This window comes from Rhodococcus sp. NPDC056960 (genome assembly GCF_042674125.1).
Lineage (GTDB): Bacteria > Actinomycetota > Actinomycetes > Mycobacteriales > Mycobacteriaceae > Rhodococcus_F.
In genome coordinates this window covers 255690-280596 of sequence record NZ_JBHURF010000002.1, presented here as the reverse complement: position 1 = coordinate 280596, position 24907 = coordinate 255690, and the positions used below count along the sequence as shown (strand labels likewise).

The following is a 24907-nucleotide window of genomic DNA, read 5'->3' as shown; positions in this document are numbered from 1 at the left end:
GCCATGACGATCACACAACCGGCCGCCGACACGAGCATTGTCCGGGGCCTGCAACCGGTCAGCAGCGGCACGCGCCGGGAGGAAGTGGCCGACTCGATCCGCCGGGCCCTGTTGACGGGCGAACTGCAACCGGGCCAGCGGATCAAGGAGGTCGAACTCGCCGCGGCACTCGGCGTCAGCCGGCCCACCCTCCGTGAGGCGGTACACGTGCTGATCCACGAGGGCACCCTGATTCAGGAGCCGTACAAGGGCATTCGGGTGGCGCAGACCAGTCCGCACGCGTTGCTCGATCTCGCCGAGGTCCGGGTCTCGCTCGAAACCACGGCGGCGCTCCGGCTGGCCGCCGACCCCACCCGCGGCGGACTCGACACCCTGCGGCACGCACTCCACGACCACAGAACCGCGATCGCCACCGGCGACGTGGTGGCGTCCGACCTGACGCACCTCGACTTCCACCGCACCCTGTGGGTCGCCTCGGGCAACGAGATGCTGATCAAGATCTGGCCCCTCGTCGCGGCACAGATCCGCATGGCCATGACGGTCGACCACGCCGCCCGCTACGACCCCGACCGCGACCTCGCCATGCACGCACGGCTGGTCGAGGTCATCGAGCTGGGGAACACCGACACCATCCGGGCCGAAGTGGCCCGCCACATCCGAAGCAGCGCAGAAGAAGTCGTCTCGATCATCGGCGACTCCGACCACCCCGACCCACAAGGAGACAATTCATGAGCACGCAGTTCAGCGGAATCCTCGCCGCGGTAGTCACCCCGTTGACCGCCGACGGATCGGCCGTCGACCCGGACGGCATCAAGCGTCAGGCCGAGCACATCATCGGCGCCGGCATCAACGGCCTCGTCCCCGGCGGGAGCACGGGCGAATTCACGACGCTGACCACCGACGAACGCAAGCGGGCAACGGAGCTGTACATCGAGGCCGCCGCCGGACGGGTTCCCGTCGTCGCCGGCACCGGCGCGCTGAGCACCGCCGAAACCGTCGAACTGAGCAAGCACGCCGCCGACGCCGGCGCGGCCGCGGTGATGATCGTGCCGCCGTTCTACGACACCCCGTCCTGGGACGAGCTGCTCACGCACTACTCCGCGGTGTCCGACGCGGTCGACATCGACATCATGTACTACAACCTCCCCTCCGCCACCGGCGTGGACCTGGCCCCCGCGCAGTTCGCGGAACTGGCGCGCAAGACCCGGGTCAACTCGTACAAGGACACGGGCGGTGACGCGGCGAAGTTCGCGTCCGTGCTGCACAACCACGCCGCGGACATCACCGCCCTCAACGGCTGGGACACCCTCTCGTTCGCCGGGCTCGCCGCCGGCGCGAAGGCATCGGTGTGGGGGACCGCGAGCGTCATCCCGCAACTGTGCGCGGACTTCTACGACGCGCTCGCCGTGCGCGGCGACCTGGCCGTCGCCCGGGAGCTGTGGTCGAAGATCTTCCCGATCTGCGAATTCCTCGAATCGCACAACTACGCTTGCGCTATCAAGACCGGCCTCGAGCTCGTCGGCCAGGACGCGGGCCCGACCCGCCGCCCGGTGCTGCCCCTGGCGCCGGAGTACCGGGACGAGTTCCGCCGCCTCCTCGTCGCGGCCGACGTCACCGTCGTCGAGAACTAGAACCGGTCGCCGAGAACGAGACCCGGAGGACGAGACCGTGATCCCCAGGCAAACCATCAACGCCGTCGACGTCCACGCCGCTGGCGAACCCGGACGGGTGCTGATCGGCAGCCACCTGCACGTCAAAGGCGCCACCATGGCCGACCGGCTGCAGTACTGCCGCGAACACCTCGACGATCTGCGACTGCTGTTGCTGCACGAGCCGCGCGGCTATCCCGGACTGTGCGCCGTCCTCGTGCTGCCCCCGGTCAACCCGGACAGCGACTTCGGCATGGTGGTGCTCGAGCAAGGGGGATTCCGGCCGATGTCCGGAAGCAACCTCATCTGTGCGGTCACCGCGCTCCTGGAAACCGGCACCCTGCCGGTGCAGGAGCCGGTGACGAAGTTGAAGGTCGACACCGCGGTCGGGGTGGTGCACGTGCGCGCCGACATCGCCGGCGGCCGGGTCGTGCGCGTCACCTTCGACAACGTGCCCGCCTTCGCGGTGGCCATCGACCATCCGCTGGAGCTGCCCGGCTACGGCACCGTGCCGGTCGACATCGTCTTCGGCGGACAGTTCTTCGTGCAGGCCAAGGCAGCCGATCTCGGGGTGGATTTGGTGCCCGGCGCGGCGAAGGACCTGGCCCGCGCCGGGGCCGTGCTCCGCACGGTCGCGCAACGCGATGTCACGGTCCGGCACCCGTTCAATCCGGACATCGACCACGTCGCGCTGACGATGATCCACGGCCCGTCGCCCACGCCGGGGGTCTCCGGCCGCAACACCGTCGTCCTCCCGAACGGCACCGTCGACCTCGACGACCCCACGACGTGGACCGGGGCACTGGACCGGTCGCCGTGCGGCACCGGCACCTGTGGCCGGATGGCCGCCAAGCACGCGCGCGGTGAACTGGCACTCGGGGAACAGTTCGTTCACGAGAGCCTGCTGGGAACCACGTTCACCGGCACGCTCACCGACATCACCGACGTCGGACCCCACCGGGCCGTGCTGCCGTCGGTCAGCGGTCGCGGCTGGATCACCGGCTTCAACCAGTACGTGCTGGAGGCGGACGATCCCTTCCCCCGCGGCTACACCCTCGGCGACCTGTGGGGCCCGGAGACCGAGGGCGACGACGCCCGGCAACTACTCGACCAACTCGATCTGGAGAATTGATGACCACCCACGAGAAGCTGCAGTTCATCGCCGGGAAGCGCCGGCACGGTGGCTCCGAGACGGAACTGTCGATCGTCGACCCGTCGACCGGTGCGACCATCACCACCGGACTGGCCGCGACCACCGGGGACGTCGACGACGCCGTCGCCGCCGCCCGCGCCGCCTTCCCCGGCTGGGCCCGCACCACCCCCGCCGAACGGTCGGACATCATGCTCCGCTGGGCCGCGGTCCTGCGCACCCGCAGTGCGGAACTGACCGCCCTCGAAAGCCGCAACGGTGGCAAGGCGATCAAACTCGCCGACGGTTTCGACATCCCCGGCGTGATCGACAACGTCACCTTCTTCGCCACCACCGCCCGCAACCTCGAGGGCAAGGCTGCGGGGGAGTACTCCGGTGAGCACACCTCGTCGATCCGGCGCGAGCCGATCGGGGTGGTCGGGTCGATCTCGCCGTGGAACTACCCGCTGCAGATGGCGGCCTGGAAGATCTTGCCCGCTGTCGCCGCAGGCAACACCATCGTCCTCAAGCCGTCCGAGCTGACCCCGCTGACCTCGCTGCTCTTTGCCGAAACCGCCCGCGAGGCAGGCATTCCGGACGGCGTGATCAACATCGTCACCGGCGCCGGACGGGTCGTCGGGCAGGCGCTGGTCGAACACCCCGACGTCGACATGGTCTCCTTCACCGGATCCACTCCCGTCGGCAGGCAGGTCGCCGCGACCGCAGCGGGCAGCGTCAAGCGCGTGCACCTCGAACTCGGCGGCAAGGCACCGTTCGTCGTATTCGACGACGCCGACGTCGAGGCGGCCGCCCGAGGCGCCGTCGCCGGCGCCCTGATCAACGCCGGCCAGGACTGCACGGCCGCCACCCGCGCCTACGTCCAGCGGCCCCTGTACGAGAACTTCGTCCAGCGCGTCGCGGCACTGATGGACGGGGTCCGCGTCGGCCCCGCCGACGATCCGGCCACCGACATGGGCTCGCTGATCTCGATCAAGCAGCGCGATCAGGTGGCCGCGATGGTCGACCGCGCCCGCGACACCGGAGCGAAAGTGGTTCGTGGCGGCCGGATCCCGGAGCACACCCCGGCCGAAGGCGCCTACTACGAGCCGACGCTGATCGTCGATGCGGCGCAGGACTCCGAGATCGTCCAGCAGGAAATCTTCGGACCCGTCCTGGTGGTCCTGCCGTTCGACACGGACGACGAGGCCATCACCCTCGCCAACGACACCCCCTACGGTCTGGCCGCCTCGGCGTGGTCGAGCAACGTCTTTCGGACCCAGCGTGCCACTCGCGAGATCCAGGCCGGCTGTGTGTGGGTCAACGACCACATTCCGATCATCAGCGAGATGCCGCACGGCGGCTACAAGGCCTCCGGATTCGGCAAGGACATGTCCACGTACTCGTTCGACGAATACACCAACGTCAAGCACGTGATGTCCGACATCACCGGACAGGCCCACAAGGGCTGGCACGACATCGTCTTCACACCGACGCCCTAGCCGTTTTCCGCTACCACCGGGGACGGGGTCGGTCTCCTCTCGCGAGGAGACCGACCCCCGGACACAGCTGCCCCGCGCCCGCCGAAACCTCACGCCAATGAGAGCGGGCACCTGAATCCCGAGGAGGATTCACATGAGCACATTACCGGATTCACCTTCGGCGCCCGGTCCTTCGGACGCTCCCGACCACAAACTGAAGCGAAGTCTCGGACTCTGGCAGCTGACGCTGCTGGGGGTCAGCACACAGATCGGCTCCGGCTGGTTGTTCGCGGTGCTGTCCTCGGCGTCGGTCGCCGGCCCCGCCGCCATCTTGTCGTGGGTCCTCGGCGCGGTCCTCTTCGTGGTCGTGTCGCTGACGTGGATCGAACTGGGCACGATGTTCCCGAGATCGGGTGGGATCGTGCGCTATCCCGCTCTCTCCCACGGTGTTTTCGCCGGATGGATCACCGGCTGGGGATACTGGATCGGCACCGTCTGCCTGCCCGCCATCGAAGCCCAGGCCGTGCTGACCTACCTCGGCGGCCGGTTCCCGCACCTCGGCCTGGTGAAGGTCGAGCAGGGCACCACCATCCTCGCCTGGCCGAACGGGATCCTCTGCGGTATCGGCATTCTCGCGATGTTCTTCGTCCTCAACCTGTTCGGCGTGAAACTGCTGGCGAAGGTGAACACGTACGTGACGATCTGGAAGCTCGTCGTCCCGTGCCTCACGTTCATCCTGCTGTTCTTCGCGTTCCGGTCGAGCAACCTCACCGTCGGCGGCGGATTCTTCCCCACCGGCGCGGGCGGTATCGTCCATGCCCTCGCGATCGGCGGCATCGCGTTCGGCTACCTCGGCTCCCGGCAGGTCCTCGACTACGGCGGTGAGGCACGAAACCCCAAGCGCGACATCCCGTTGGCGATCGTTCTCTCCATCCTCATCCCGATGGTCGTCTACATCGGACTGCAGATCGGCTTCCTCGGCGCCCTCGACTGGTCCGACGCCGGCATCTCCGCCGGCGACTGGACGGCGCTGCGAACCAGCGATTGGGCCTCGGCACCGCTGTTCCAGGCGCTCGGCGCCGCCGGATTCGGCGCCTTCGCCACCGTGCTGCTCGTCGACGCCGCCATCTCCCCGGCGGGCAACGGCTGGGTCACTCTCGGGTCCGCCGCCCGGGCGTCGTTCGCGTTCGGCATCGACAAGTACGCGCCGAAGAGCCTGGCCAAGGTGAACCGCTACGGCATCCCCTGGGTGTCGCTCGTCGTCGCCATCGTGGTCAGCGCCCTCTTCATGCTGCCGTTCCCAAGCTGGTACCAGCTGGTGTCGGTGGTGTCGGTCTGCCTGGTCCTGAGCTACCTGATGGGCAGCGCGATCGCGCCGGTACTCCGCAAGACGGCGCCGCACGCCGACCGCACCTGGCGGCTGCCTGCCATGGGCTTCTGGGCGCCCGCCGGCTACGCCGCGGGCCTGTTCATCGTGTACGCCGCCGGATTCGCCTCGCTGGCACAGCTTCTGGTCATCGCGTTCGCCGGGGTCAGCATCTACGGCGCCTACACCTCGGTGAACCACGGCTGGGTCAGCCGTCCCGCCGGGTGGTCCGTCTCCGCCGTGTTCCTCATGGCGTGGATCTACATCAGCTCCCGCGGCGGCTGGTTCATGAACACCACCGAGATCCAGCGCGCGGGAAGCTGGTCGTTCCCGGTCTACTTCGCGGCGATGACCGCCACACTGCTGGCCTTCGTGCTCGCGCTGCGGGTGGTCAGCTCCCCGGTCGGCCGCCGTCACCTCGACGCCGGCGTCTGGCTGATCGTCACCCTCCTGGCAACGCTGCTGATCTCTTACTACGGCGAATTCGGTCCGCTCGCCGAACCGCCGCTCGCCGATTCCTGGGACCTGCTGGTCGTCATCGCGCTGGCACTGGCCAGCTACGCGTGGGCAGTCCGCAGCGGATTTCACACCGAACAACTCGACGCCGCCCTCGCCGACTCCGGATTCGTCGTCGAACCCGCCGCCGTCGTCGGCAACACACCGGACCGTCGGTCGACACCGCTGGTCGCAGCACACGAACGAAAGGTCATCTCGTGAAGATCCTCGTGATCGGCGGCACCGGCCGCATCGGCACCGCGGTGGTGAATGCCCTCACACCCCACAACGAGGTGGTCGTCGCATCCCGCTCCAGCGCGGTGGACGTCGACATCCGCGACGCCCGGTCCGTCACGGCCCTGTACGAACAGGTCGGAAAGGTGGACGCGGTGGTCAGCACCGCGGGCGTCACCCCGTTCCCCGCCTTCAGCGAGACCACCACCGACGACTTCCGGCAAGGATTCGACGACAAACTGCTCGGACAGATCGAATTGGTCCTGCGAGGTCTGCCCTTCGTCGCGAACGGCGGCTCCTTCACACTGGTCACGGGCGTGCTGGCCCGCGAACCCATCCGCTCGGGGATGGTCGCGTCCACCGTCAACGGCGCCCTCGAAGCGTTCGTCCGTGCCGCCGCCGACGAATTGCCCCGCGGCATCCGCATCAACGCGGTCAGCCCGAGCGTGGTCACCGAGGCACTCGACGTCTACGGCGACTACTTCCCCGGATTCGCACCCGTCCCCGCTGCCGACGTCGCCCGCGCCTTCGTCAAATCGGTCAACGGCATCCACACCGGCCGCGTCTACGAACTGGGCTGACCACCGCGCTCGAACCCAGCCGTCGCGTGCCTAGGTAGGACTAGGTGAATGCCCGGGTTCTGCCGCGCGATCAGCGACGACACTGAGCGAGAGGGCCGCGCACGCCGGTCCGCCATCCGCAGCGACGACGTAGCGAAGGACTCTCGTGCCGAACGACACCACTGCACCAACCGCCCGAGATTCCGGTGACTGGCGGCGTCGCGCCGCGTGCCGCGGAGCCGAGACGTCGATGTTCTTCTCACCCGAGGGCGAACGCGGTTCTGCCCGTGTCCGGCGCGAGGCGCAGGCCCGGCGGATCTGCCAGGCCTGCCCCGTCGTCGAACCGTGCCGTCGGCATGCCCTGACCTCGGGTGAGCCGTACGGCGTGTGGGGCGGCCTGACCGAATCCGACCGCAGGAAGAACTCCCGCCGCCGAGCCGGCAACTTCGGACTGGCGGGCGCTCTCGGCCGTGACGCCTATATTTGAGCTGTGGCCATATCCAAGCGTGCCGATACCTCGCTGCTGACCGATCAGGTCTACGAGATGATCCACGAGTCGATCATGAACGGCGATCTGCCTGCGGGTTCACGCTTGCGTATCCGCGACATCGCCGCACAGGTCGGAACCAGCGTCATGCCGGTCCGCGAGGCGATCCGCCGACTCGAAGAAGCCGGATTGGCCGAACGGTCACCGCACAAGGGAGCGGTGGTCAAGGGCCTGACCCTCGCCGAGTTGTTGCATGTCTACGACGTGCGCCGACTGCTCGAGGTGGAGGCCGCCCGGCTCGGCGCCGCGCGGATCACCCCCGGCGACACGGCACGGATGCAGGAGGAGTTCGATCTGATGCGGGCCGCCATCGCCGAGCACCGTGTCGTGGCCTGCCTCGACCACGACGAGGCCCTGCTGAGCATTCTGTACGAGGCGTCCGAGAACCCCGTACTCGTCAACACGATCCGCATGCTGTGGGAGCAGTGCCGGGCGTACAAGATCGTCGGCGCCGCGGGCACGATGGATACCGGCGAGGACGACTCGTTGTGGACGTTCCAGCAGCGTCTCGTCGATGCCGGGCGGGATCACGACGCCGACGCAGCGGCCACCGTCAACAACGAATCACTCCTCGACGCCACCGCGCGGATCAGAGTGCAACTCGCGGCGCAGCAGGACGCAGGCTAGCCTCGGAATCTCGCCCTCCGAAGGGTGGTGAGGTAGGCGCGTAACGCACGGACGTGCCGGCGATCCAGCCCCATGCGGACGGTGCCGAACGCGTTTCGCTGTTAACGATTCTCGCCCCCACACCCCTCGGCGCTTCAATTCATCAACTGTTGACCTCGACCACTCGGCGTGCCTAGCATCGAATATGCGCGCCATGATTCTCAAGGAATTTCGCGAACTCCGGCGAGACCCACGCACATTGGCGATGTTGATCGCGCTACCACTTCTACTGCTCGTGATCTTCGGCTATGCGGCCAACTTCTATGTCTCCTCGGTCGAAACGGCAGTCGTGGGCCCCTCGGCTCAGCAGGTGAGCCAGTCGTTGCCGCCGTTCTTCGATGTGACGGCGACAAACGTTGACGACTCGACCGCGCAGGCGACGGATTTGTTGCGAGAGAACAAGGTCGATGTCGCGATAGTGACCGGGCCGACCCCGGCTGAGCAGTCGACGGCATTGGTGGACGGCTCGAATCTGTTCGCTGCCCAGTCGACGGTGTCGATTCTGAACAAGTTCGGTAATCAGGTCAGAACCGAAGTGTTGTTCAACCCCGACCTGAAGACGTCGTGGGTGATGGTACCGGCCATCATCGGCTTGATCCTTACCTTCATCGGCACGATCGTCACCAGCATCGGTCTGGTTCGTGAGCGTGAGGCGGGGACCCTCGAACAACTCGCGGTCATGCCGATCCGGCCGAGTCAGGTGATTCTGGGCAAGATCGTGCCGTATTTTCTGCTCGCAGCACTGGATATGACCGTCGTGACGGTGCTGGGTATGGTGCTGTTCGGTGTGCCGTTCAACGGCAATGTTCTCGTGTTTGCGTTGGGCGCCGCGCTTTTCCTGTTTGTCGTGCTCGGTCTCGGTGTGCTGATATCGACGATCTCGCAGACGACCGGACAAGCGATTCAAACTGCCTTCTTGTTCCTGATGCCACAGATTCTTCTGTCCGGCATGATTTTTCCGCTCGATGCGATGGCGGCCGGGGTTCGTTGGATCGGTTACCTCCTTCCGTTGACCTATTTCACGATGATCTCGCAGGGCGTCATGCTGCGTGATGCGCCGATTTCGTCGCTGTGGTTGCCGTTGGGCGTGCTGGCCGTGATGGCGACCGTGGTCTTCACCGGGTCGACGCTCCGTTTCCGGCGAGATCTCGCGCCCGATGTCTCCAAGCTGAAGGCGGCACCGGAGGCTTCGAAATCGGCCGATCCGACCGGTGCGGACGCCGGATGATCGCCGCGGCCGAGTCGGTCGTTGTTCGTTTCGGCGATCGAACTGCCCTCGACGGTGTGAGTATCGGCGTCTCGGCCGGCCAGGTGGTGGCGTTGGTCGGGGGAGACGGAGCGGGGAAGTCCACGTTGTTGCGGACGTTCGTCGGGGAGGTCGTCCCCCGAACCGGGACAGTTCATGCCCCGGGGAAGCACGAAATAGGGTTTCTCTGCGCGGGCCCGGGTAGCTGGGCGGCTCTCACCGTTCGGCAGAACATGGATTTCGTCGGCGGCATCTACGGACTGGGCGGCAACGAATTGGCCGAGCGGCGCGAGGAACTCATCGACCGGGCCGGACTGCGTGTTGCAGCGGACCGACTTGCTTCGGCGTTGTCGGGAGGGATGCGACGCAAACTGGGTGCGGCGATGGCGATGCTGCACAGACCCAAGTTGTTGATCTTGGACGAGCCGAGCACCGGCGTCGACCCCGTGAGCCGCATCGACCTGTGGCGAATGATCTCGGAGGCCGCGGCTGACGGCGCGGCCGTGCTGATGTCGACGACGTACCTCGACGAGGCCGAGCGGGCCGGGCATCTCGTCGTCCTGGACTCCGGCCAGATCCTGACCCAGGGCACCTACGACGAGGTGCGTGCCGGATTCACCGGCACCATCACCTCCGCAGCGGAGCCCGTGAGACCCGAGTGGTCGTGGCGCCGCGGCCGAGAGCGTCACGAGTACTGGGAGGACGGACATCCCGCCGCCGGCGCGGCGGCCGTGACACCGGACCTCGAGGACATTGTCATCGCGCTGTCGATGGCACGTCGGCGGAAGGCAACGACGTCATGACCGGTGAGGTCCTGCAGGCGCGTTCGGTGACCCGGAAGTTCGGTGACTTCACGGCCGTCGACTCGATGTCGATGACGGTCGCCCCCGGCGAGGTGGTCGGTCTGCTCGGAGCCAACGGTGCCGGGAAGACCACGCTGATACGGATGCTCCTGGGTCTGCTGGCCACAACGGACGGTGCGGTCGAGTTACTCGGTGGCCCGCCGGACCGAAAACGGCGGGCGCGCATGGGTTACGTGCCCCAGAACCTCGGTCTCTACCGCGATCTGACCGTCGAAGAGAACCTGTCCTTCAGCGCCGAGGCCTACGGTGTCCCCGTTCCCGGCGTTCCTGCCGAACTCCACGATGTGCGCAACACACTCGTCAGAGCCCTGGCACTCGGCACGCAACGACAGGTGGCGTTCGTCGTGGCCCTGGCACACGAACCCAGCGTGCTGGTGTTGGATGAGCCGACCTCCGGCGTGGATGCATTGTCCCGCGCACGATTGTGGGACACGATCCGGCACCAGGCCGACAAAGGCGTGGGCGTCTTGGTCACCACCCACTACATGGAAGAAGCGCAGCAGTGCGATCGCCTGTTGCTGATGTCGTCCGGGCAACTCGTCGGTGCCGGCAGCGAGGACGACATCATCGGCGACACGCGCGCGGTTGCGGTGCACACTTCGGATTGGGCACAGGCATTCGCGGCACTGAACGATGCCGGGGTACCCGTAATCCTGTCCGGTCGTGCGATCCGCGTCCCGGATACGGATCCGGCGACGATCGAATCCGTGCTGGCGTCGGCCGGTATCTCAGCCGACATCCGACCCGTGCGCGCCACCATCGAAGAACGCATGCTGGTTCTCGCGCGTGCCGGAGCGCACGGGTAGTCGCGCGACTCCGTGGAGTCCATGACGACTCCGATGGCACCTACCGGGGCGCCGCAGGAGGTGCAGCGACGAGCGGGATGATGACGGTGTCGATGATGTCGACGAGGTCGCGCTCGCTGACCGGTTCACGCTGCAGCAGGATGCGATGGGCGAGGAGGGCGGGGAGCACACCGGCGACGAGCGGGGTGACCGCCTCGGGGCGCACCTCGCCCCGATCGACACCGCGGCGCAGCAGCGCGAGCAGCCCCGCACGCCCCGGCGCCTGAAAACGTTCGTCGATGGCGGAAGCGAGTTCGGGATCTGTGACCGCCTCGCATTTCACCGCACGCATCACTCGACCCGCCGGGCTGTCGAGGGTCCGAGCGATCGCGCGGGCCACCTGCCGCAGCGCATCACCGGTGGTCGTGGACTCGTCGAGAACGGGATCGATCCCACTCTGTGCCGGCGTGGGCAGTAGCGCGCTCATCGCGTCGAGCACGAGTTCCTGCTTGGTGCGCCAACGTCGGTAGATGCTGGCCTTGCCGGTGCCCGCGCGGGCGGCGACGGACTCGATCGAGAACGCGCGATACCCGACCTGTGACAACTCCGCGAACGCACCCGTCAAGATCGCATCGTGCAGCGCGGCACCGCGCTTACGTTGGGGCGGCGCGGTGAGAGGCTCGCTGCTGCTCGTCGAGAGGGCCATGTCGCACCCGGTCCTTCCGACCCTCCCGTGACGGTGAGGGCATCCAGTGAACGCTTGCGTTCCCTACCGAGTGAAGACTAGCCTCTCAAAATAGAGAACGCGAGCGTCCGTCAGCTATTGCTCCGCCCGCCTCCCCATTTCGGGCGCCCACATCCGTGCGCCGCCCGACTGCGGCAACGGATCCGCCCCGACCTGCTTCTACCGTGAGATGAGCACATGACGAACACCGATCAGGAACTCGATCCGCGCCGATGGAAGGCACTGATCTTCATCTGCCTGGCACAGCTGATGGTGGTGCTGGACGGCACGGTGGTCAACATCGCGCTCCCGCACGCGCAGGCCGACCTCGGCTTCTCCGACGCCAACCGGCAATGGGTGATCACCGCGTACGCCCTGGCCTTCGGTGGGCTCCTGCTACTCGGCGGCCGGATCTCCGACATGTGGGGCCGGCGACGCGCGTTCATCGTCGGGCTGATCGGGTTCGCCGCCGCATCGGCGCTCGGCGGTGCCGCCGTCAGCACCGAAATGCTGATCGGCGCCCGCGCCCTACAGGGCGCATTCGGCGCATTGCTCGCCCCGGCCGCGCTGTCACTGCTGACAGTGACGTTCACCCAGGGCAAGGAACGCGCCAAGGCGTTCGGCATCTACGGCGCCATCTCCGGCGGCGGCGCCGCGATCGGGCTGATCCTCGGCGGCGTCCTCACCGAATACCTGAACTGGCGGTGGACGCTGTTCATCAACATCTTCTTCGCCCTCGCCGCAGTCGCGGGCGCCGTGTGGGAGATCCGCGAACCCGCCGGCGGACGCAACCCGGCCCACCTCGACATCCCCGGCGCGCTTCTGGCGAGCTCGGGACTCGCGGCCGTGGTGTACGGGTTCAGCCACGCCGCCACCGACGGCTGGGGTGACAGCGTGACCATCGCGGTCCTGATCGCGGCCGTCGTGCTGCTGACCGCATTCGCGGTGGTACAAAGCCGGGTGGCCGCACCACTGCTACCGCTCAGAGTGGTGCTCGAACGCAACCGGGGCGGGGCATACCTGTCTTTGGCGCTCGCCGTGATCGGCATGTTCGGCACGTTCCTGTTCTTGACGTTCTACCTGCAGGTGGTGCTCGCCTACAGCCCCGTCGTCGCCGGTGTCGCGTTCCTGCCCATGGTCGTCGGGATGATGATCGGATCGACCCAGATCGGTGCCCGCCTCACCACCAGAGTCGCGCCGCGGCTGCTGATGACGCCCGGCTTTCTGGTCGCCGCCGCCGGACTGGTCATCCTGACCCGAATGACAGTCGACAGCCCGTACGCAGCGGTAGTCCTGCCCGGCCTGTTCCTGATGGGCCTCGGCATGGGTACCGCGTTCATGCCCGCGATGAGCCTGGCCACCCACGGAGTGTCCCCACGCGACGCCGGCGTCGCCTCCGCGATGGTCAACACCTCGCAGCAGGTCGGCGGCGCAATCGGCACCGCCCTGCTCAACACCATCGCCACCAGCGCGACCGCCGCGTACATCACCGCCCACGCAGCCGACGTCACCACTCCCGCGGCAGGCGAACTCCTGAAACTGGAGGGTATGGTCCACGGCTTCTCGATCGGCCTCTGGTGGGCGTGCGGCGTCCTCGTCCTCGCCGCCGTCGTGGCCTTCGCCCTCATCAACACCGGGCATCCCGGCGGCGCCCACCCCGACGACATCGACGACGACACGGCCACCACCGCCATCACACACTGATCGCCACATGTAGCAGGCGACGGCGCCCAGCGGGGTGACGGCCGGGGCGATCACGAACAGGACCGGGGTGGCTGCCTCCACCCCTTGGGGGACTATTCGAATACCGGGCGGGTAACGGACTCTTGGGAGGTCCGAACCCGAAAGCACGGAGAGAGAAGCACTCTCGACCGAAAGGAACCCGTATTCATGCCCCGTATCCCCGGCCCCACCGTTCCCGACGTCCACGAACACGACCCGCCGGGCGCGCCCGCACCCGTAACCGTCCCGACGACGGTCCGGCATCACTGGACCTTCGCCCGGATTTTCATGTACCTCGCGCTCGCGGCCCTGCCGCTGCTGGCGATCTCGGCGCAGGTGTTCGGCATCATGCCGATGAATACCACTGGCGCACTGGTGATCATCCCGCTGACGGTCACCCTCGTCGTGCTGTGCGTGTTCGCTCCGCACCCGATCGACCGCATCGTCGGCCTCGGACTCGGCTGGGGAATGTTCGCGTGCCTGGCCTACGACGCCTTCCGCCTCGACACCGTCTACCTGCTCGGCCTGTGGGGTGACTTCATCCCGAAGATGGGCACCTGGCTCCACTCGGGCACCGACACCCGGACCGGCGCGATCGTCGGCTACGTGTGGCGCTACTTCGGCGACGGCGGGGGAATCGGCATCGGATCCTTCATCCTCGCCCTCGCCGTCGGACTCCAGCATCTGTCGCGTCGCGCAATACTTTTCGCCTTCGTCGGCTTCGCGGTGTTCCCGGTGTGGGCCGGGCTCATCGCCACGGTAGCCCTGTCGCCGAACGGGCAGCAGGAGATGTTTCCGCTCACGCCGACGACGCTGGCGCTGTCGCTGATCGGGCATCTGATCTTCGGACTCGTACTCGGTCTCGGATTCGTGCGTGCGCGGCGCAGCCTCGGGCAGCACTGGCCCTGGCGGCCGCTGCTCCCACTGGCACGGACACGAGGTCGCGGCACCGGCCGGTAGTCCCGGGTGCGCCCGCGTCGGAGTGGCGCGGGCGCACTTGACCGTTCTGTGACGATCTGGACCTCAGAGGCGCTCGAGAACTGGCACTGTGCCGCCCACCGCACCCTCCATACAGTGGTCTGCATCACACAACCAGTTCAGTTCGCGGCGGATCGTCTCCCCCTCTCCGCCGGCACTGATCTCCGTTCCAACCGCCGACGATCCGACCGCGGATCGCGATGGCGACCTGACGATTGCGGTCAGCGCACAGTGGAGGAAAACGTGACTTCAACACCACCCCCGGCCCAATCCGAGGACTCCGGTCTAGGAAAGGGCCTGAAGAAGCGGCACATGAACCTGATCGCCCTGGGCGGCGTGATCGGCGCCGGACTGTTCGTCGGCAGCGGCGTCGTCATCGAGAGCGCGGGCCCAGCGGCGATCGTGTCGTTTCTGATCGCCGGGGTCATCACCCTCCTGATCATGCGGATGCTGGCGGAGATGGCGGTCGCCAGGCCGGTGGTCGGATCGTTCTACGTGTACGCCCGGGAAGCGCTCGGCAACCGCGCCGGATTCTCGGTCGGATGGATGTACTGGTACTTCTTCGTCATCGTCGTCGCCGTCGAGGCCATCGCCGGCGGTCGCATCCTTCAGCTCTACCTGCCGTCGGCTCCGCTGTGGACTCTCAGCCTCGGCCTGCTCGTGATCCTGACCTGCACCAATCTCGTGTCGGCGCGGTCGTTCGGTGAGTTCGAGTACTGGTTCTCGTCGATCAAGGTGATCGCGATCGTCCTGTTCCTCGGATTGGGCGCGCTCTGGATCACCGGACTGTGGCCGGACTCGACCCCCGGGGTGGCGAACCTCGTCGGTCACGGCGGGTTCGCTCCGCTCGGCTGGGGTGCGGTGCTCGCCGCGGTGGTTCCCTGCGTGGCGTTCTTCACCGGTGCCGAGATCGTGACCATCGCGGCCGCCGAATCCGCGGAACCCAAGAAGGCGGTCGCCCGGGCGATGCGCTCCATCGTGGTCCGGATCATCACGTTCTATGTCGGTTCCATCTTCGTGGTCGTCGCGGTGGTGCCGTGGAGCTCGGAGGCGGTGGGCGTCAGCCCGTACGCGGCGGCCCTCGCGACGCTGCACATTCCCGGGGTGGCCACGATCATGAACGTCGTCATCCTCACCGCGGTGCTGTCCTGCCTGAACTCGGCGCTGTACACGTCCTCGCGGATGCTGTTCGCCCTGACCCGCAACGGCGACGCCCCGCACATGTTCACCCGGCTGTCCGGCGGCGGCGTACCCCGGCGGGCGATCCTCGCCGGAACGGTGATCGGGTACGCGTCGGTGATCGCGGCGTTCGTCTCCCCGGATCTCGTGTTCTCGTTCCTGGTCAACTCGTACGGCGCCGTGGCGCTCTTCGTCTACCTCATGATCGCCATCTCGCAGGTCGCGCTCCGCAGGAAACTGGAGGCGGAGGATCCGGAGTCACTCGGCCTGAAGATGTGGCTCTTCCCCTGGCTCAGCTACGCGACCATCGCGCTGATGGGCACCGTGATCGCCGCGATGGCCGTGCTGCCCACCACGCGTTCCCAGTTCTGGCTGAGTGTCGTGACCCTGGCCTTCATCCTGATCGGCTACGAGTTCCGCCGGCGCGGCCGCACCCGTGCCGAACGCCTCGACACCGTCGTTGCGCCGGCCGCACAGCCCGCCGCGCAGCCCGCCGAGAGTGAGGAAGCGGAACAACTGGTCGGAATCGTGACGCGCGAGCAACACTGACGCACACCCGACTGCTCCGAGGGCAGGGACCGCCGACGCGGTCCCTGCCCTTCCGCGTGTCTCCCTCCGGCATGGCTTTTCCGCCCCGACGCGGCGCACATCGGGGCACACTTGCAGGAAACCTCGGCGGAGGAGGACACCGTGTTCCACCGCGGAGACGACACCGTCACCGAAGAACACTCGCTGGACGAGTCCCTCCTCGTCGAGCCCGAATCCCGGCGCCGGCCGTGGCGGGAATTCCTCGTCTCGACCCCCGGACGGCTGTCCGTGCTGGGGATCGCGCTCGTGACCGCGGCGCTGGCGACCGGCGCCATCACGTCGGCGGCGATCGGCGCCCGGCAGCAGCGCATCGAGACGCTGCGGACCCACACCGAACCCCTGACCTACGCGGCCGAGCGGCTGTACAGCTCGTTGTCGATCGCCGACGCGGCCGCCGCCACGTCGTTCATCTCCGGCGGCGTCGAGTCGAACGCCGTGCGCGATCGGTACAACCAGGCCATCGGGGACGCGTCGAACGCGCTGGTCACCGCGTCGAACGGCGTCGCGTCGACGGACGCCCCCGCCCTCGCGCTGCTGTCCGAGGTGTCGCGGCACCTCGCCGAGTACACCACCCTGATCGCGACGGCCCGATCGAACAACCGGTCCGGCAATCCGGTCGGCGTCGCCTACCTCAGCGACGCGTCCACGCTGATGCAGGACACGATCCTGCCCGCCGCGGAGCGGCTCTACTCGGAGCAGTCGCGGTCCGTCGCCGACACCCAGGTGGTCACCGGCCGGATCCCGAGGGCCGCATTCGCCGTCGCCGTCGCGCTGCTCGTCGCGCTCGTTCTCGCGCAGGTGTATCTGGTCCGCAAGAGCAAGCGGCGCGTCAACCCGGGTCTGGTGCTCGCATCCCTCCTCGCCGCCACCCTCCTGGTCTGGCTGGCCGTCGCCACCCTGGTCTCCACGGCGGCGACCGATCGAGCGAGAACTGAAGGGGCGCAACCGCTCGCCACGATCACCCAGGCCCGGATCCTCGCTCAGCAGGCCCGCACAGACGAGACCCTCGCGCTGCTCGAGCGCGGCTCCGACGAACAGTCCGAGATCGACTACGTCCGGCGCTCCGCCACGCTGGCCGACATCCTCGCGCAGCTCAGCGCGGGCGGCGACCCGATCGACGGCGCGGAGACGGCACTCGACGGTTGGCGGCACGCGCACGAGATGGCGCAGCAGCGGCTGGCGGTCGGGGACTACCCGGGAGCCACGGTCATCGCGATCGGGCCCGGAGACACGGCGTCCACCGCCACGTTCGCCGCGCTCGACGAGGCGCTGCAGAACGGTATCGACAGCTTCCGCGGCGAGGAACTCGACGGGATGGCCGACGCATATCGGTCGTTGTCGCAGCTCGCGGTCGGTAGCATGGTAATCGGCGTGCTCTGCGGGTTCGCCGTCGGTGGGGGGATTTGGCCCAGACTGAACGAGTACCACTGATGACACGGGTGACGCGACCGGGATCGAGGTGTCAGCGACCGTGAGCGACGAGACCAGGCGAACACCGATGGACGACCCGGAATCCACCCGGGGTGTGAAGTTCGATCCCTTCGCGGACGACGACGACGAGTCCGACGCGCCCTCGTCGCGCACGGTGCCGGACGCCGTCCACACCTCCGACCTGTCGATGCTGCTGACCAATCCCGTTCTGGCGGAGAACAAACGTTACTGCGACCGCTGCAAGCGTCCCGTCGGGCGTTCCACCGCCGCACGCCCGGGCGACACGGAGGGCGTGTGCTCCCATTGCGGCACCGTCTTCTCCTTCGCCCCGCAACTCGAGGCGGGTGAGCTCGTGGCCGGTCAGTACGAGGTGCTGGGATGCCTCGCCCACGGCGGTGTCGGCTGGATCTACCTCGCGCTGGACCACAACGTCAGCGACCGCTGGGTGGTGCTCAAGGGCCTGCTGCACTCGGGCGATCCCGTGGCCCAGGAAGTCGCGCTCGCCGAACGGCGGTTCCTCGCCGAGGTGACGCACCCGAGCATCGTGAAGATCTACAACTTCGTCGAACACCCGGGTATGGACGGCAATCCCGTCGGCTACATCGTCATGGAATACGTGCGGGGCCGCACCCTGCGCGATCTGCTCACCGAGCTGAAGAACGAGGCCGAACCGGACGAACCGAGGCCGATGCTGCCGGTGGAGCACGCCATCCGCTACCTCCGCGAGGTCACGCCCGCCCTCGGGTACCTCCACTCGATGGGCCTGGTCTACAACGACCTCAAGCCCGAGAACATCATGATCGGCGACGACTACGATCAGCTCAAGCTCATCGACATGGGCGCGGTCGCGCGGATCGGGGATCACGGGTACATCTACGGCACCCAGGGGTATCAGGCCCCCGAGATCGCGACCACCGGGCCGACCGTGGCCTCGGACATCTACACCGTCGGACGCACGCTCGCCGTGCTGACGCTCGACATGCCCACCGCCGGCGGGTGTTACGTCGACGGTCTGCCGACACCCGAGGAGGCTCCGCTGCTGGCGGAGTACGAGTTCTACCGTCGCCTGTTGCTCCGGGCCATCGATCCCGATCCCGCTCGACGGTTCCACTCGGCCGAGGAGATGTCGACGCAACTCGACGGCGTCCTGCGCGAGGTGCGCGCCCAGCAGACCGGAACCCCGTTCCCGGGGCTGTCGCACCGGTTCAGCCCGCAGCGCACGACGTTCGGCACCGACCTCACGATCAGCCGCACCGACGTCTACGTCGACGGGCACCGCCGGGACGAGTGCATCAGTGCGATGAGCATCGTTCGGGCGCTGCCGATCCCGCTGGTGGACCCGGACGATCCGGCGGCTCCCCTGCTGTCCGTCGTCCACAGCCGACCGCGGGAACTTCTCGATTCGCTGCACCGTGCGCGGGAGGCCGCCGACAACGATGCGGCGTCCTCCAGCATCGAGATTCCGCTCGCCGAGGTCCGCGCGCATCTCGATCTCGGGCAGCCGCGTGACGCCGCGGTCATTCTCGAATCCCTCGACCACGAACGGGAGGACACGTGGCGCGTCGACTGGCACACCGGACTGTGTGCGCTCGTCGGCGGCGACTTCGAGGCGGCGTTCGCCCGTTTCGATTCCGTCCTGAGCGCGTTGCCGGGTGAGGAGGCCCCGAAGCTGGCGCTCGCGGCGACCGCCGAGATGTGGTGCGAGTACCGGGCGGGCGACCGCATCGAGCACTGGCGGCTGACCGCGGAGAAGTACTACCGCACGGTGTGGCGCACGGACCACGGCGTGGTCAGCGCCGCGTTCGGGTTGGCGCGGCAACTCGAGCACCGCGACGACCGGGCGCACGCGGTCGAGGCGCTCGACGAGGTGCCGCCGACGTCACGGCACTACGCCGAGGCCCGATTGACGAGTGTGCTGATGCTCGTCCACGATCGGCCGCTCGCCGAGGTGAGTGAACAGGACCTGCAGGAGGCGGCCCGGAGAGTCGAACTGCTCGCCCACGACGAGCGTCGCGCGCTGCAGACCCGCGTTCTCGTACTCGGGGTCGCCGTGGACTGGCTGCACGCCGGCGGCACCCCGGAGGCGCCGCGGATTCTGAGCGTGCCGTTCACCGAGCGCGGTCTGCGTACCGGCGCGGAGTCGGCATTGCGGGCGCTCGCACGCAAGGCCCCCGAGCGCCGGCATCGGTACACACTGGTCGATCTCGCGAATCTGATCCGGCCGACCACCTGGTTGTAGCGTTCACCGGCCGGCGAAACCGATCTGCTCCCGTCCCCAGCGGGCGTTCCACGCCAGCACCTGCAGGCGGTCGCTCAACGCGTCACGGCTTCGTGCTGTTTCGGCCAGCTGGGCCATGAGTTCGATGATGCGGCGCCGTGAGTCCTCCAATTCGTTGGCCAACCGCTCTACCTCCCTCGACCTCGCGGGGCGGCGTCGGGTCGCGACAATGGCGCTCATCTCTACTCCGATCTGACAATTCGGCCCCACCGGGGCTCGTCTCATCGACCACTGTGCTCCGACTGGTACGGGTCCAGAAGGTCCAGTTGGGCGGCGCCGTAGGGGTCCAATCTGGACCCGTCACGCAGCGCGCAAGTGGTTCTGCCGCCGGCCGCGATTCGGCCGTACCGTTCGGGTGCTCGCAGAAATCCCGTTCGGAGGTACCGATGCGCATCACGGTCAATGGCGACGTCCACGATCTACCCGACCCCTGCCGGGTCGAGGAACTCCTGGTCCGGCTGGGGCTTCCCGGCCGGGGAGTGGCGCTCGCGGTGAACGGCACCATGCTGCCCCGGTCGCAGTGGGCGACGTCGCTCGAGGACGGCTGGACCCTCGAGGTGCTCACGGCGGTGCAGGGTGGTTGAGATCCGCACCGACCCACTCACGATCGCGGACCGGGAGTTCTCGTCGCGGCTGATCATGGGCACCGGCGGCGCCGCCAACCTGTCGGTGCTGGAGGAGGCGCTGATCGCCTCGGGTACCGAACTGACCACGGTGGCGATGCGCCGCGTGGATGCCGCGGGGAGAACCGGGCTGCTCGACCTGCTGGACCGGCTGGGAATCGCGTTGCTGCCGAACACCGCCGGCTGCCGCGGTGCCGCGGAGGCCGTGCTCACCGCTCGCCTCGCCCGTGAGGCTCTGGGCACGAACTGGGTGAAGCTCGAGGTGGTCGCCGACGAGCGCACGCTGCTCCCCGACGGAATCGAACTCGTCTCGGCGGCAGAACAACTCGTCGACGACGGGTTCGTGGTGCTGCCCTACACCAACGACGATCCGGTGCTCGCGCAGCGCCTCGTCGATGCCGGATGCGCCGCGGTGATGCCGCTCGGTTCCCCCATCGGCACCGGGCTCGGCATCTCCAACCCCCGCAACATCGAGATGATCGTCGCCCGCACGTCCGTCCCCGTCGTTCTCGACGCCGGGATCGGCACCTCGAGCGACGCGGCGCTGGCGATGGAACTCGGCTGCGACGCCGTCCTGCTCGCCACGGCCGTCACCCGCGCCTCCGACCCTCCGCTGATGGCCGCAGCCATGGCCGGCGCGGTCACCGCCGGACGCCACGCCCGGACGGCGGGGCGCATCCCGAAACGCTTCTGGGCGCAGGCGTCGTCGCCGGTCGCGGTGTAATCGGGCCGCCTTCCACCGCGCGCTCCGCTACCGTCGACCTCCATGCGGGTACATCACCTCAACTGCGGCACGTTCACCTCGGCGCTCATGGGCCGGCTGGTGTGTCACGTGCTGGCATGCGAAACCGACACCGGCATCGTGCTGGTCGACTCCGGCTTCGGATTGGCGGACGTCGCCGACCCCACCCACCGCGTCGGCCGGTACGCAAAGCTGACGGGTGCCCGGTTCCGCGAGTCGGAGACGGCGGTCCGCCGGCTCGAGACGCTGGGGCTGGATCCGTCGGACGTCACCCACATCGTCGCGACGCACCTCGACTTCGACCACATCGGCGGCGTCGCCGACTTCCCGAACGCCACCCTGCACACCACCGCCGCGGAACACGCCGCCTCCGAGGGGCGTTCGACGTTCCGCGAGAGGGTCCGGTACCGGCCCGCCCAGCTGTCACCCGCACCCGCGGTCCGCACCTACTCGGGGCCGGGCGAATCCGTGCTCGGATTCTCCGGCACCCACCCGATCGACGAACTCGGCGGCCGCATCGTCCTCGTCCCCATGCCCGGCCACACCCGGGGTCACGCGGCGGTCGCCGTCGACACCGGCAACCGGGGCTGGCTGCTGCACGCCGGCGACGCGTTCTACCACCGCAGCACCGTCGCCGCCCCCGGACAGGTGCCGCCCGGAACCGAGGGTCGTGCCCTGCGCGTAATGGAGGAACTCATCGCGGTCGACCGATCGAAAATCCGCGACAACCACCGACGATTGCGGGAACTGAATAATCAGGCCGCCCCCCGCGTCCGGGTCTTCTCCGCACACGACCCGACCTTGTTCGACGAACTGGCCGGCGAGCGGGGCTGACTCAGCCCCGCTCCGCTTCACTGCGGTCAGGGTGCGGCCGCGGGTCCGAGCTCGAGCCGATCCTCGCCGATCGACAAGGTCCAACGCTGAGTGGACCTCTCTTCGATCACGCCCCGAGTGTGGAATGGATCGTTGTCAGCGAGCTCCTCCACGCGCGCGGCGGACTCGACGTCGAGGATCAGGAGTCCACTCGCCGGGCCCGGCTCGCCGAGAGGCCCGGCGAGGACAAGCTCACCCGCATCGGAGAGTCGGCGCAGGTAGGCCCGATGCTCCGGACGATGCTCCGCGATGAGATCGGCGTCGTCGATGTAGCGGTACACGAGGGCAAAAAGCGGCATGTTCGTTACTCCTTCGGTGCGACAGATGTGACGCGGTGCCCGTCCTCCCGACCGGAAGGACGGGCACGCAAGATCACACGCCGGCTGTGGCCTTTTCGACGTCGGCACCGAGGGTGACTGCGAGCGCGGTGCAGTCCCGCTCGCCCGCGCCCGCGGCCGACGCGTCGGCGAACAGCTTTGCTGCAGCCGCGGCCGTGTCCAACCGCACATCGAACTCCGCAGCCGTGGCGGTGGCCAGGCGCAGGTCCTTGTGGATCAGGTCGATCATGAAGCCGGGCTCGTAGTCGTGGGAGCTCGGCGAGTTCTCGACGACGCCCGGGAGCGGGAACCAGTTGCGGAAGACCCAGCTGTCGCCCGAGGAGCGGGTGACGATGTCGAAGAACACCTGCGAGTCGAGTCCGAGGCGCTGGGCAAGTACGGAGACCTCGCACGCGGTGGCCATGCCGACCGCCATCATCGCGTTGTTGACGACCTTCATCGCCTGGCCGTCGCCGCTCGGTCCGACGTGCACGATGTACGCGCCGACGGACTTCAGCAGAGGCTCCGCGACAGCGACGTGGTCGATGTCACCGCCGAGCATCAGACTCAGGCTGGCGTCCTCGGCGCCCTGAACACCACCGGAGACGGGGGCGTCGACGAAGCCGACCCCGAGCTTCTCGGCCTCCTCGGCAAGCAAGCGAGCCGTGTCGATTCCGATCGTCGAACAGTCGATTACCACGGTGCCCTTGGGCATGTTGGCGAAGGCGCCGTCCGGGCCGGTGACGACCTGCTCGACGACCTTGGCGGACTGCAGCATGGTGAACACCGCATCGGCGCCACGGACGGCGTCGGCGACGGAATCGGCGATATCGACGCCGTTGGCCCGTGCGGCCTCGCGGGCGGCGTCGGAGATGTCGTAGCCGCGGACGGTGTGGCCGGCCTTGACCATGTTGTGCGACATCGGGACACCCATGTGGCCGAGGCCGATCCAGGCGATCTTGCTCATCAAGTACTCCTTCGAAAGCCCGGTGCGACAGTCGCTTCCGGTCTCAATGCTGATACGGACATCATTCAGTCTGGGCACGGGGGAAGTAGGCGTCAACGGCCATTCACGCGCGGCACTGTTGCAGAACTGCAAGTCATCCCGCATGTTTGGCTGGAACAGGGCTGCGGATCTGCATCAGCACCGAGGGCCTGGCCGAGAGTACGACCGGCCGATCCGGACGCTCGATCAGGGCGACGCTCGATACCAGCAGTGCGCTCGCCGACATGACGAACCCCCACCGCCAGCCTGTCGTGTCGGCAACGACGGAGGCGCCGACACGACCGCCGAAGATGCCGAGTGCGAGCCCTGCGATGATCAAGGCCGTCGCATTCTCACGCTGGTGGGTCGGTGCGAGTCGGGCCGAGAATGGTTGCCGTGGCCGGTGAGCGCCATCGCGGCCACGGCAACCGGTCATGCGGTGCTGGACGCTACGTCGATCAGCAACTTGCCTGCGAGTGACCGAGAGGCGATGTCCTGTTGAGCCTTCGCGGTGTCCTCGAGCGGGTAGCGCGCAGCGATGGAGGTCGAGATGACGCCCTCGCGCAGCCACCCGAACACCTCCTCGGCACGCCAGGACAGTTCACCGGGCCGGATGGTGAAGTGCGCGATCGAAGGCCGAATGACCGACAGCGACTTCGCCGCGAGCGTGCTGAATTCGATGGCCGGCGGCGGTCCGCTGGCGGCACCGATCACCACGAGAGTGCCTCGGATGCCCAGGCTCTCGAGCCCCTCCTCGACGGTGTCGCGGCCGATACCGTCATAGACGACGTCGACGCCGCGGCCTTCGGTGATCTCCCGAACGACCTCACCGAAGTTCTCGTAACCGATGGCGTGGTTGGCGCCGCTGTCGACCGCGATGCGCCGCTTGTCGGCAGTCGACGCGGTGGCGATAACCGTAGCCCCCAGATGGCTGGCGATCTGAGTCAACAGCCGCCCGACGCCGCCCGCAGCGGCATGCACGAGCACGGTCGAGTCCTTGCCGATCGCGAAGGCACTGGTCGCCAGGTAGTGCGCGGTCAGGCCCTGCATCAGGAGCGCGACCACGTCGTCGTTGCTGATGTCGTCGGGAATCACGACGGCCTTGGCCTCGTCGAGGACGACCGTCTCGGCGAAACTGCCTTGGCCGCCGAGCCACCCCACGCGTCGGCCGATCCAGCTCGAGTCGAGAGCGGACCCCACCTTGGTGACCCTGCCGACGGCCTCGACGCCGGCCACGAACGGAGCCGAAACGGCACCGTTGCGCTGATAGATGTCGAGGTAATTCACACCGGCGGTCTCGACCGCGACCTGGAGCTGGTCGGCACCCGGCTCAGGAGTGTCGATGTCGGCGAACGTGACCTTCTCGGGTCCGCCGTTCTCGTTGACAACAATAGCCTTCATGATGGCCTTTCTAACGATGGGTTCGATCAGCGATTTCGCTGCCAGACA

Annotated in this window: 25 protein-coding genes; 18 read left to right on the top strand and 7 right to left on the bottom strand. The window is 67.8% G+C overall.

Features of this window, described 5'->3' with window-relative positions; all coding sequences use genetic code 11:
• Nucleotides 1-3: 3 nt before the first annotated feature.
• The 11 genes from ACFTWF_RS04355 (at nt 4) to ACFTWF_RS04305 (ending at nt 11039) form a co-directional block, all read left to right on the top strand.
• Nucleotides 4-732, top strand: a complete 729-nt coding sequence (locus tag ACFTWF_RS04355) for a GntR family transcriptional regulator (RefSeq protein WP_378460040.1) — start codon at nt 4-6, stop codon at nt 730-732.
• Nucleotides 729-1631, top strand: a complete 903-nt coding sequence (locus tag ACFTWF_RS04350; protein ID WP_378460039.1) for a dihydrodipicolinate synthase family protein — start codon at nt 729-731, stop codon at nt 1629-1631. Before ACFTWF_RS04355 ends, ACFTWF_RS04350 begins: the two co-directional genes overlap by 4 nt.
• 37 nt (nt 1632-1668) lie before the next feature.
• Nucleotides 1669-2781: a proline racemase family protein gene (locus ACFTWF_RS04345; RefSeq protein ID WP_378460038.1), complete on the top strand. Its 1113-nt coding sequence runs from the start codon at nt 1669-1671 to the stop codon at nt 2779-2781.
• The gene (locus ACFTWF_RS04340) at nt 2781-4277 is read left to right on the top strand and encodes a gamma-aminobutyraldehyde dehydrogenase (protein ID WP_378460037.1); all 1497 of its coding nucleotides are present in this window, start codon (nt 2781-2783) and stop codon (nt 4275-4277) included. The genes ACFTWF_RS04345 and ACFTWF_RS04340 overlap by 1 nt, the downstream gene beginning before the upstream one ends.
• A 133-nt stretch (nt 4278-4410) precedes the next feature.
• Nucleotides 4411-6339 (top strand): APC family permease, encoded by a 1929-nt coding sequence (locus ACFTWF_RS04335; protein ID WP_378460036.1) that lies wholly within the window; start codon nt 4411-4413, stop codon nt 6337-6339.
• Nucleotides 6336-6932 carry a short chain dehydrogenase gene (locus tag ACFTWF_RS04330; RefSeq protein WP_378460035.1) on the top strand — a complete coding sequence of 199 codons (597 nt, stop codon included), beginning with the start codon at nt 6336-6338 and terminating at the stop codon, nt 6930-6932. The genes ACFTWF_RS04335 and ACFTWF_RS04330 overlap by 4 nt, the downstream gene beginning before the upstream one ends.
• Before the next feature lie 145 nt (nt 6933-7077).
• Complete coding sequence (locus ACFTWF_RS04325; RefSeq protein WP_378460034.1) at nt 7078-7398, top strand: WhiB family transcriptional regulator; 321 nt, start codon at nt 7078-7080, stop codon at nt 7396-7398.
• A 9-nt stretch (nt 7399-7407) separates the two neighbouring features.
• Complete coding sequence (locus tag ACFTWF_RS04320; RefSeq protein ID WP_378460210.1) at nt 7408-8085, top strand: GntR family transcriptional regulator; 678 nt, start codon at nt 7408-7410, stop codon at nt 8083-8085.
• A 184-nt stretch (nt 8086-8269) separates the two neighbouring features.
• A complete protein-coding gene (locus ACFTWF_RS04315; RefSeq protein ID WP_378460033.1) occupies nt 8270-9352 on the top strand; it encodes an ABC transporter permease in 1083 nt (360 codons plus the stop codon).
• Entirely contained in the window at nt 9349-10173 is an 825-nt protein-coding gene (locus ACFTWF_RS04310) for an ABC transporter ATP-binding protein (RefSeq protein ID WP_378460032.1), read from the top strand. The genes ACFTWF_RS04315 and ACFTWF_RS04310 overlap by 4 nt, the downstream gene beginning before the upstream one ends.
• Entirely contained in the window at nt 10170-11039 is an 870-nt protein-coding gene (locus ACFTWF_RS04305; RefSeq protein WP_378460031.1) for an ABC transporter ATP-binding protein, read from the top strand. Before ACFTWF_RS04310 ends, ACFTWF_RS04305 begins: the two co-directional genes overlap by 4 nt.
• Nucleotides 11040-11079: 40 nt before the next feature.
• On the opposite strand, the gene ACFTWF_RS04300 is transcribed toward ACFTWF_RS04305, so the two are convergent.
• Nucleotides 11080-11724: a TetR/AcrR family transcriptional regulator gene (locus ACFTWF_RS04300; protein WP_378460030.1), complete on the bottom strand. Its 645-nt coding sequence runs from the start codon at nt 11722-11724 to the stop codon at nt 11080-11082.
• Between the two features lie 216 nt (nt 11725-11940).
• Between ACFTWF_RS04300 and ACFTWF_RS04295 the strand changes: the two genes are divergently transcribed.
• Nucleotides 11941-13446 carry an MFS transporter gene (locus ACFTWF_RS04295; protein ID WP_378460029.1) on the top strand — a complete coding sequence of 502 codons (1506 nt, stop codon included), beginning with the start codon at nt 11941-11943 and terminating at the stop codon, nt 13444-13446.
• 817 nt (nt 13447-14263) lie between these two features.
• On the opposite strand, the gene ACFTWF_RS04290 is transcribed toward ACFTWF_RS04295, so the two are convergent.
• Nucleotides 14264-14461, bottom strand: coding sequence for a hypothetical protein (locus tag ACFTWF_RS04290; RefSeq protein WP_378460028.1), 198 nt, complete (start codon nt 14459-14461; stop codon nt 14264-14266).
• Between the two features lie 293 nt (nt 14462-14754).
• Here ACFTWF_RS04290 and ACFTWF_RS04285 point away from each other — a divergent pair, with 293 nt between their 5' ends.
• The 3 genes from ACFTWF_RS04285 (at nt 14755) to ACFTWF_RS04275 (ending at nt 19879) form a co-directional block, all read left to right on the top strand.
• Entirely contained in the window at nt 14755-16170 is a 1416-nt protein-coding gene (locus tag ACFTWF_RS04285) for an amino acid permease (RefSeq protein ID WP_378460209.1), read from the top strand.
• A gap of 141 nt (nt 16171-16311) precedes the next feature.
• Entirely contained in the window at nt 16312-17640 is a 1329-nt protein-coding gene (locus tag ACFTWF_RS04280) for a hypothetical protein (RefSeq protein WP_378460027.1), read from the top strand.
• Between the two features lie 67 nt (nt 17641-17707).
• Nucleotides 17708-19879 carry a tetratricopeptide repeat protein gene (locus ACFTWF_RS04275; RefSeq protein WP_378460208.1) on the top strand — a complete coding sequence of 724 codons (2172 nt, stop codon included), beginning with the start codon at nt 17708-17710 and terminating at the stop codon, nt 19877-19879.
• A gap of 3 nt (nt 19880-19882) precedes the next feature.
• Here the strand turns inward: ACFTWF_RS04275 and ACFTWF_RS04270 are convergent, their stop codons facing one another.
• Nucleotides 19883-20041 (bottom strand): hypothetical protein, encoded by a 159-nt coding sequence (locus ACFTWF_RS04270; RefSeq protein ID WP_378460026.1) that lies wholly within the window; start codon nt 20039-20041, stop codon nt 19883-19885.
• A 263-nt stretch (nt 20042-20304) separates the two neighbouring features.
• Between ACFTWF_RS04270 and thiS the strand changes: the two genes are divergently transcribed.
• Genes thiS through ACFTWF_RS04255 form a run of 3 tightly spaced genes read left to right on the top strand, consistent with a single transcriptional unit; the run spans nt 20305 to nt 22117 of the window.
• On the top strand, nt 20305-20502 hold the full coding sequence (gene thiS, locus ACFTWF_RS04265) for a sulfur carrier protein ThiS (protein WP_378460025.1): 198 nt from the start codon (nt 20305-20307) through the stop codon (nt 20500-20502).
• A gap of 1 nt (nt 20503) precedes the next feature.
• On the top strand, nt 20504-21265 hold the full coding sequence (locus ACFTWF_RS04260) for a thiazole synthase (RefSeq protein WP_378460207.1): 762 nt from the start codon (nt 20504-20506) through the stop codon (nt 21263-21265).
• 42 nt (nt 21266-21307) lie between these two features.
• Nucleotides 21308-22117, top strand: a complete 810-nt coding sequence (locus ACFTWF_RS04255; protein WP_378460024.1) for an MBL fold metallo-hydrolase — start codon at nt 21308-21310, stop codon at nt 22115-22117.
• 26 nt (nt 22118-22143) lie between these two features.
• On the opposite strand, the gene ACFTWF_RS04250 is transcribed toward ACFTWF_RS04255, so the two are convergent.
• From ACFTWF_RS04250 to ACFTWF_RS04235, 4 genes are all read right to left on the bottom strand, one after another.
• Complete coding sequence (locus ACFTWF_RS04250; RefSeq protein WP_378460023.1) at nt 22144-22455, bottom strand: YciI family protein; 312 nt, start codon at nt 22453-22455, stop codon at nt 22144-22146.
• Nucleotides 22456-22528: 73 nt separating this feature from the next.
• The gene (locus tag ACFTWF_RS04245; RefSeq protein WP_378460022.1) at nt 22529-23440 is read right to left on the bottom strand and encodes an NAD(P)-dependent oxidoreductase; all 912 of its coding nucleotides are present in this window, start codon (nt 23438-23440) and stop codon (nt 22529-22531) included.
• A gap of 133 nt (nt 23441-23573) precedes the next feature.
• Nucleotides 23574-23798: a hypothetical protein gene (locus ACFTWF_RS04240; protein WP_378460021.1), complete on the bottom strand. Its 225-nt coding sequence runs from the start codon at nt 23796-23798 to the stop codon at nt 23574-23576.
• Between the two features lie 92 nt (nt 23799-23890).
• Nucleotides 23891-24859 (bottom strand): quinone oxidoreductase family protein, encoded by a 969-nt coding sequence (locus ACFTWF_RS04235; protein WP_378460020.1) that lies wholly within the window; start codon nt 24857-24859, stop codon nt 23891-23893.
• Nucleotides 24860-24907 lie beyond the last annotated feature (48 nt).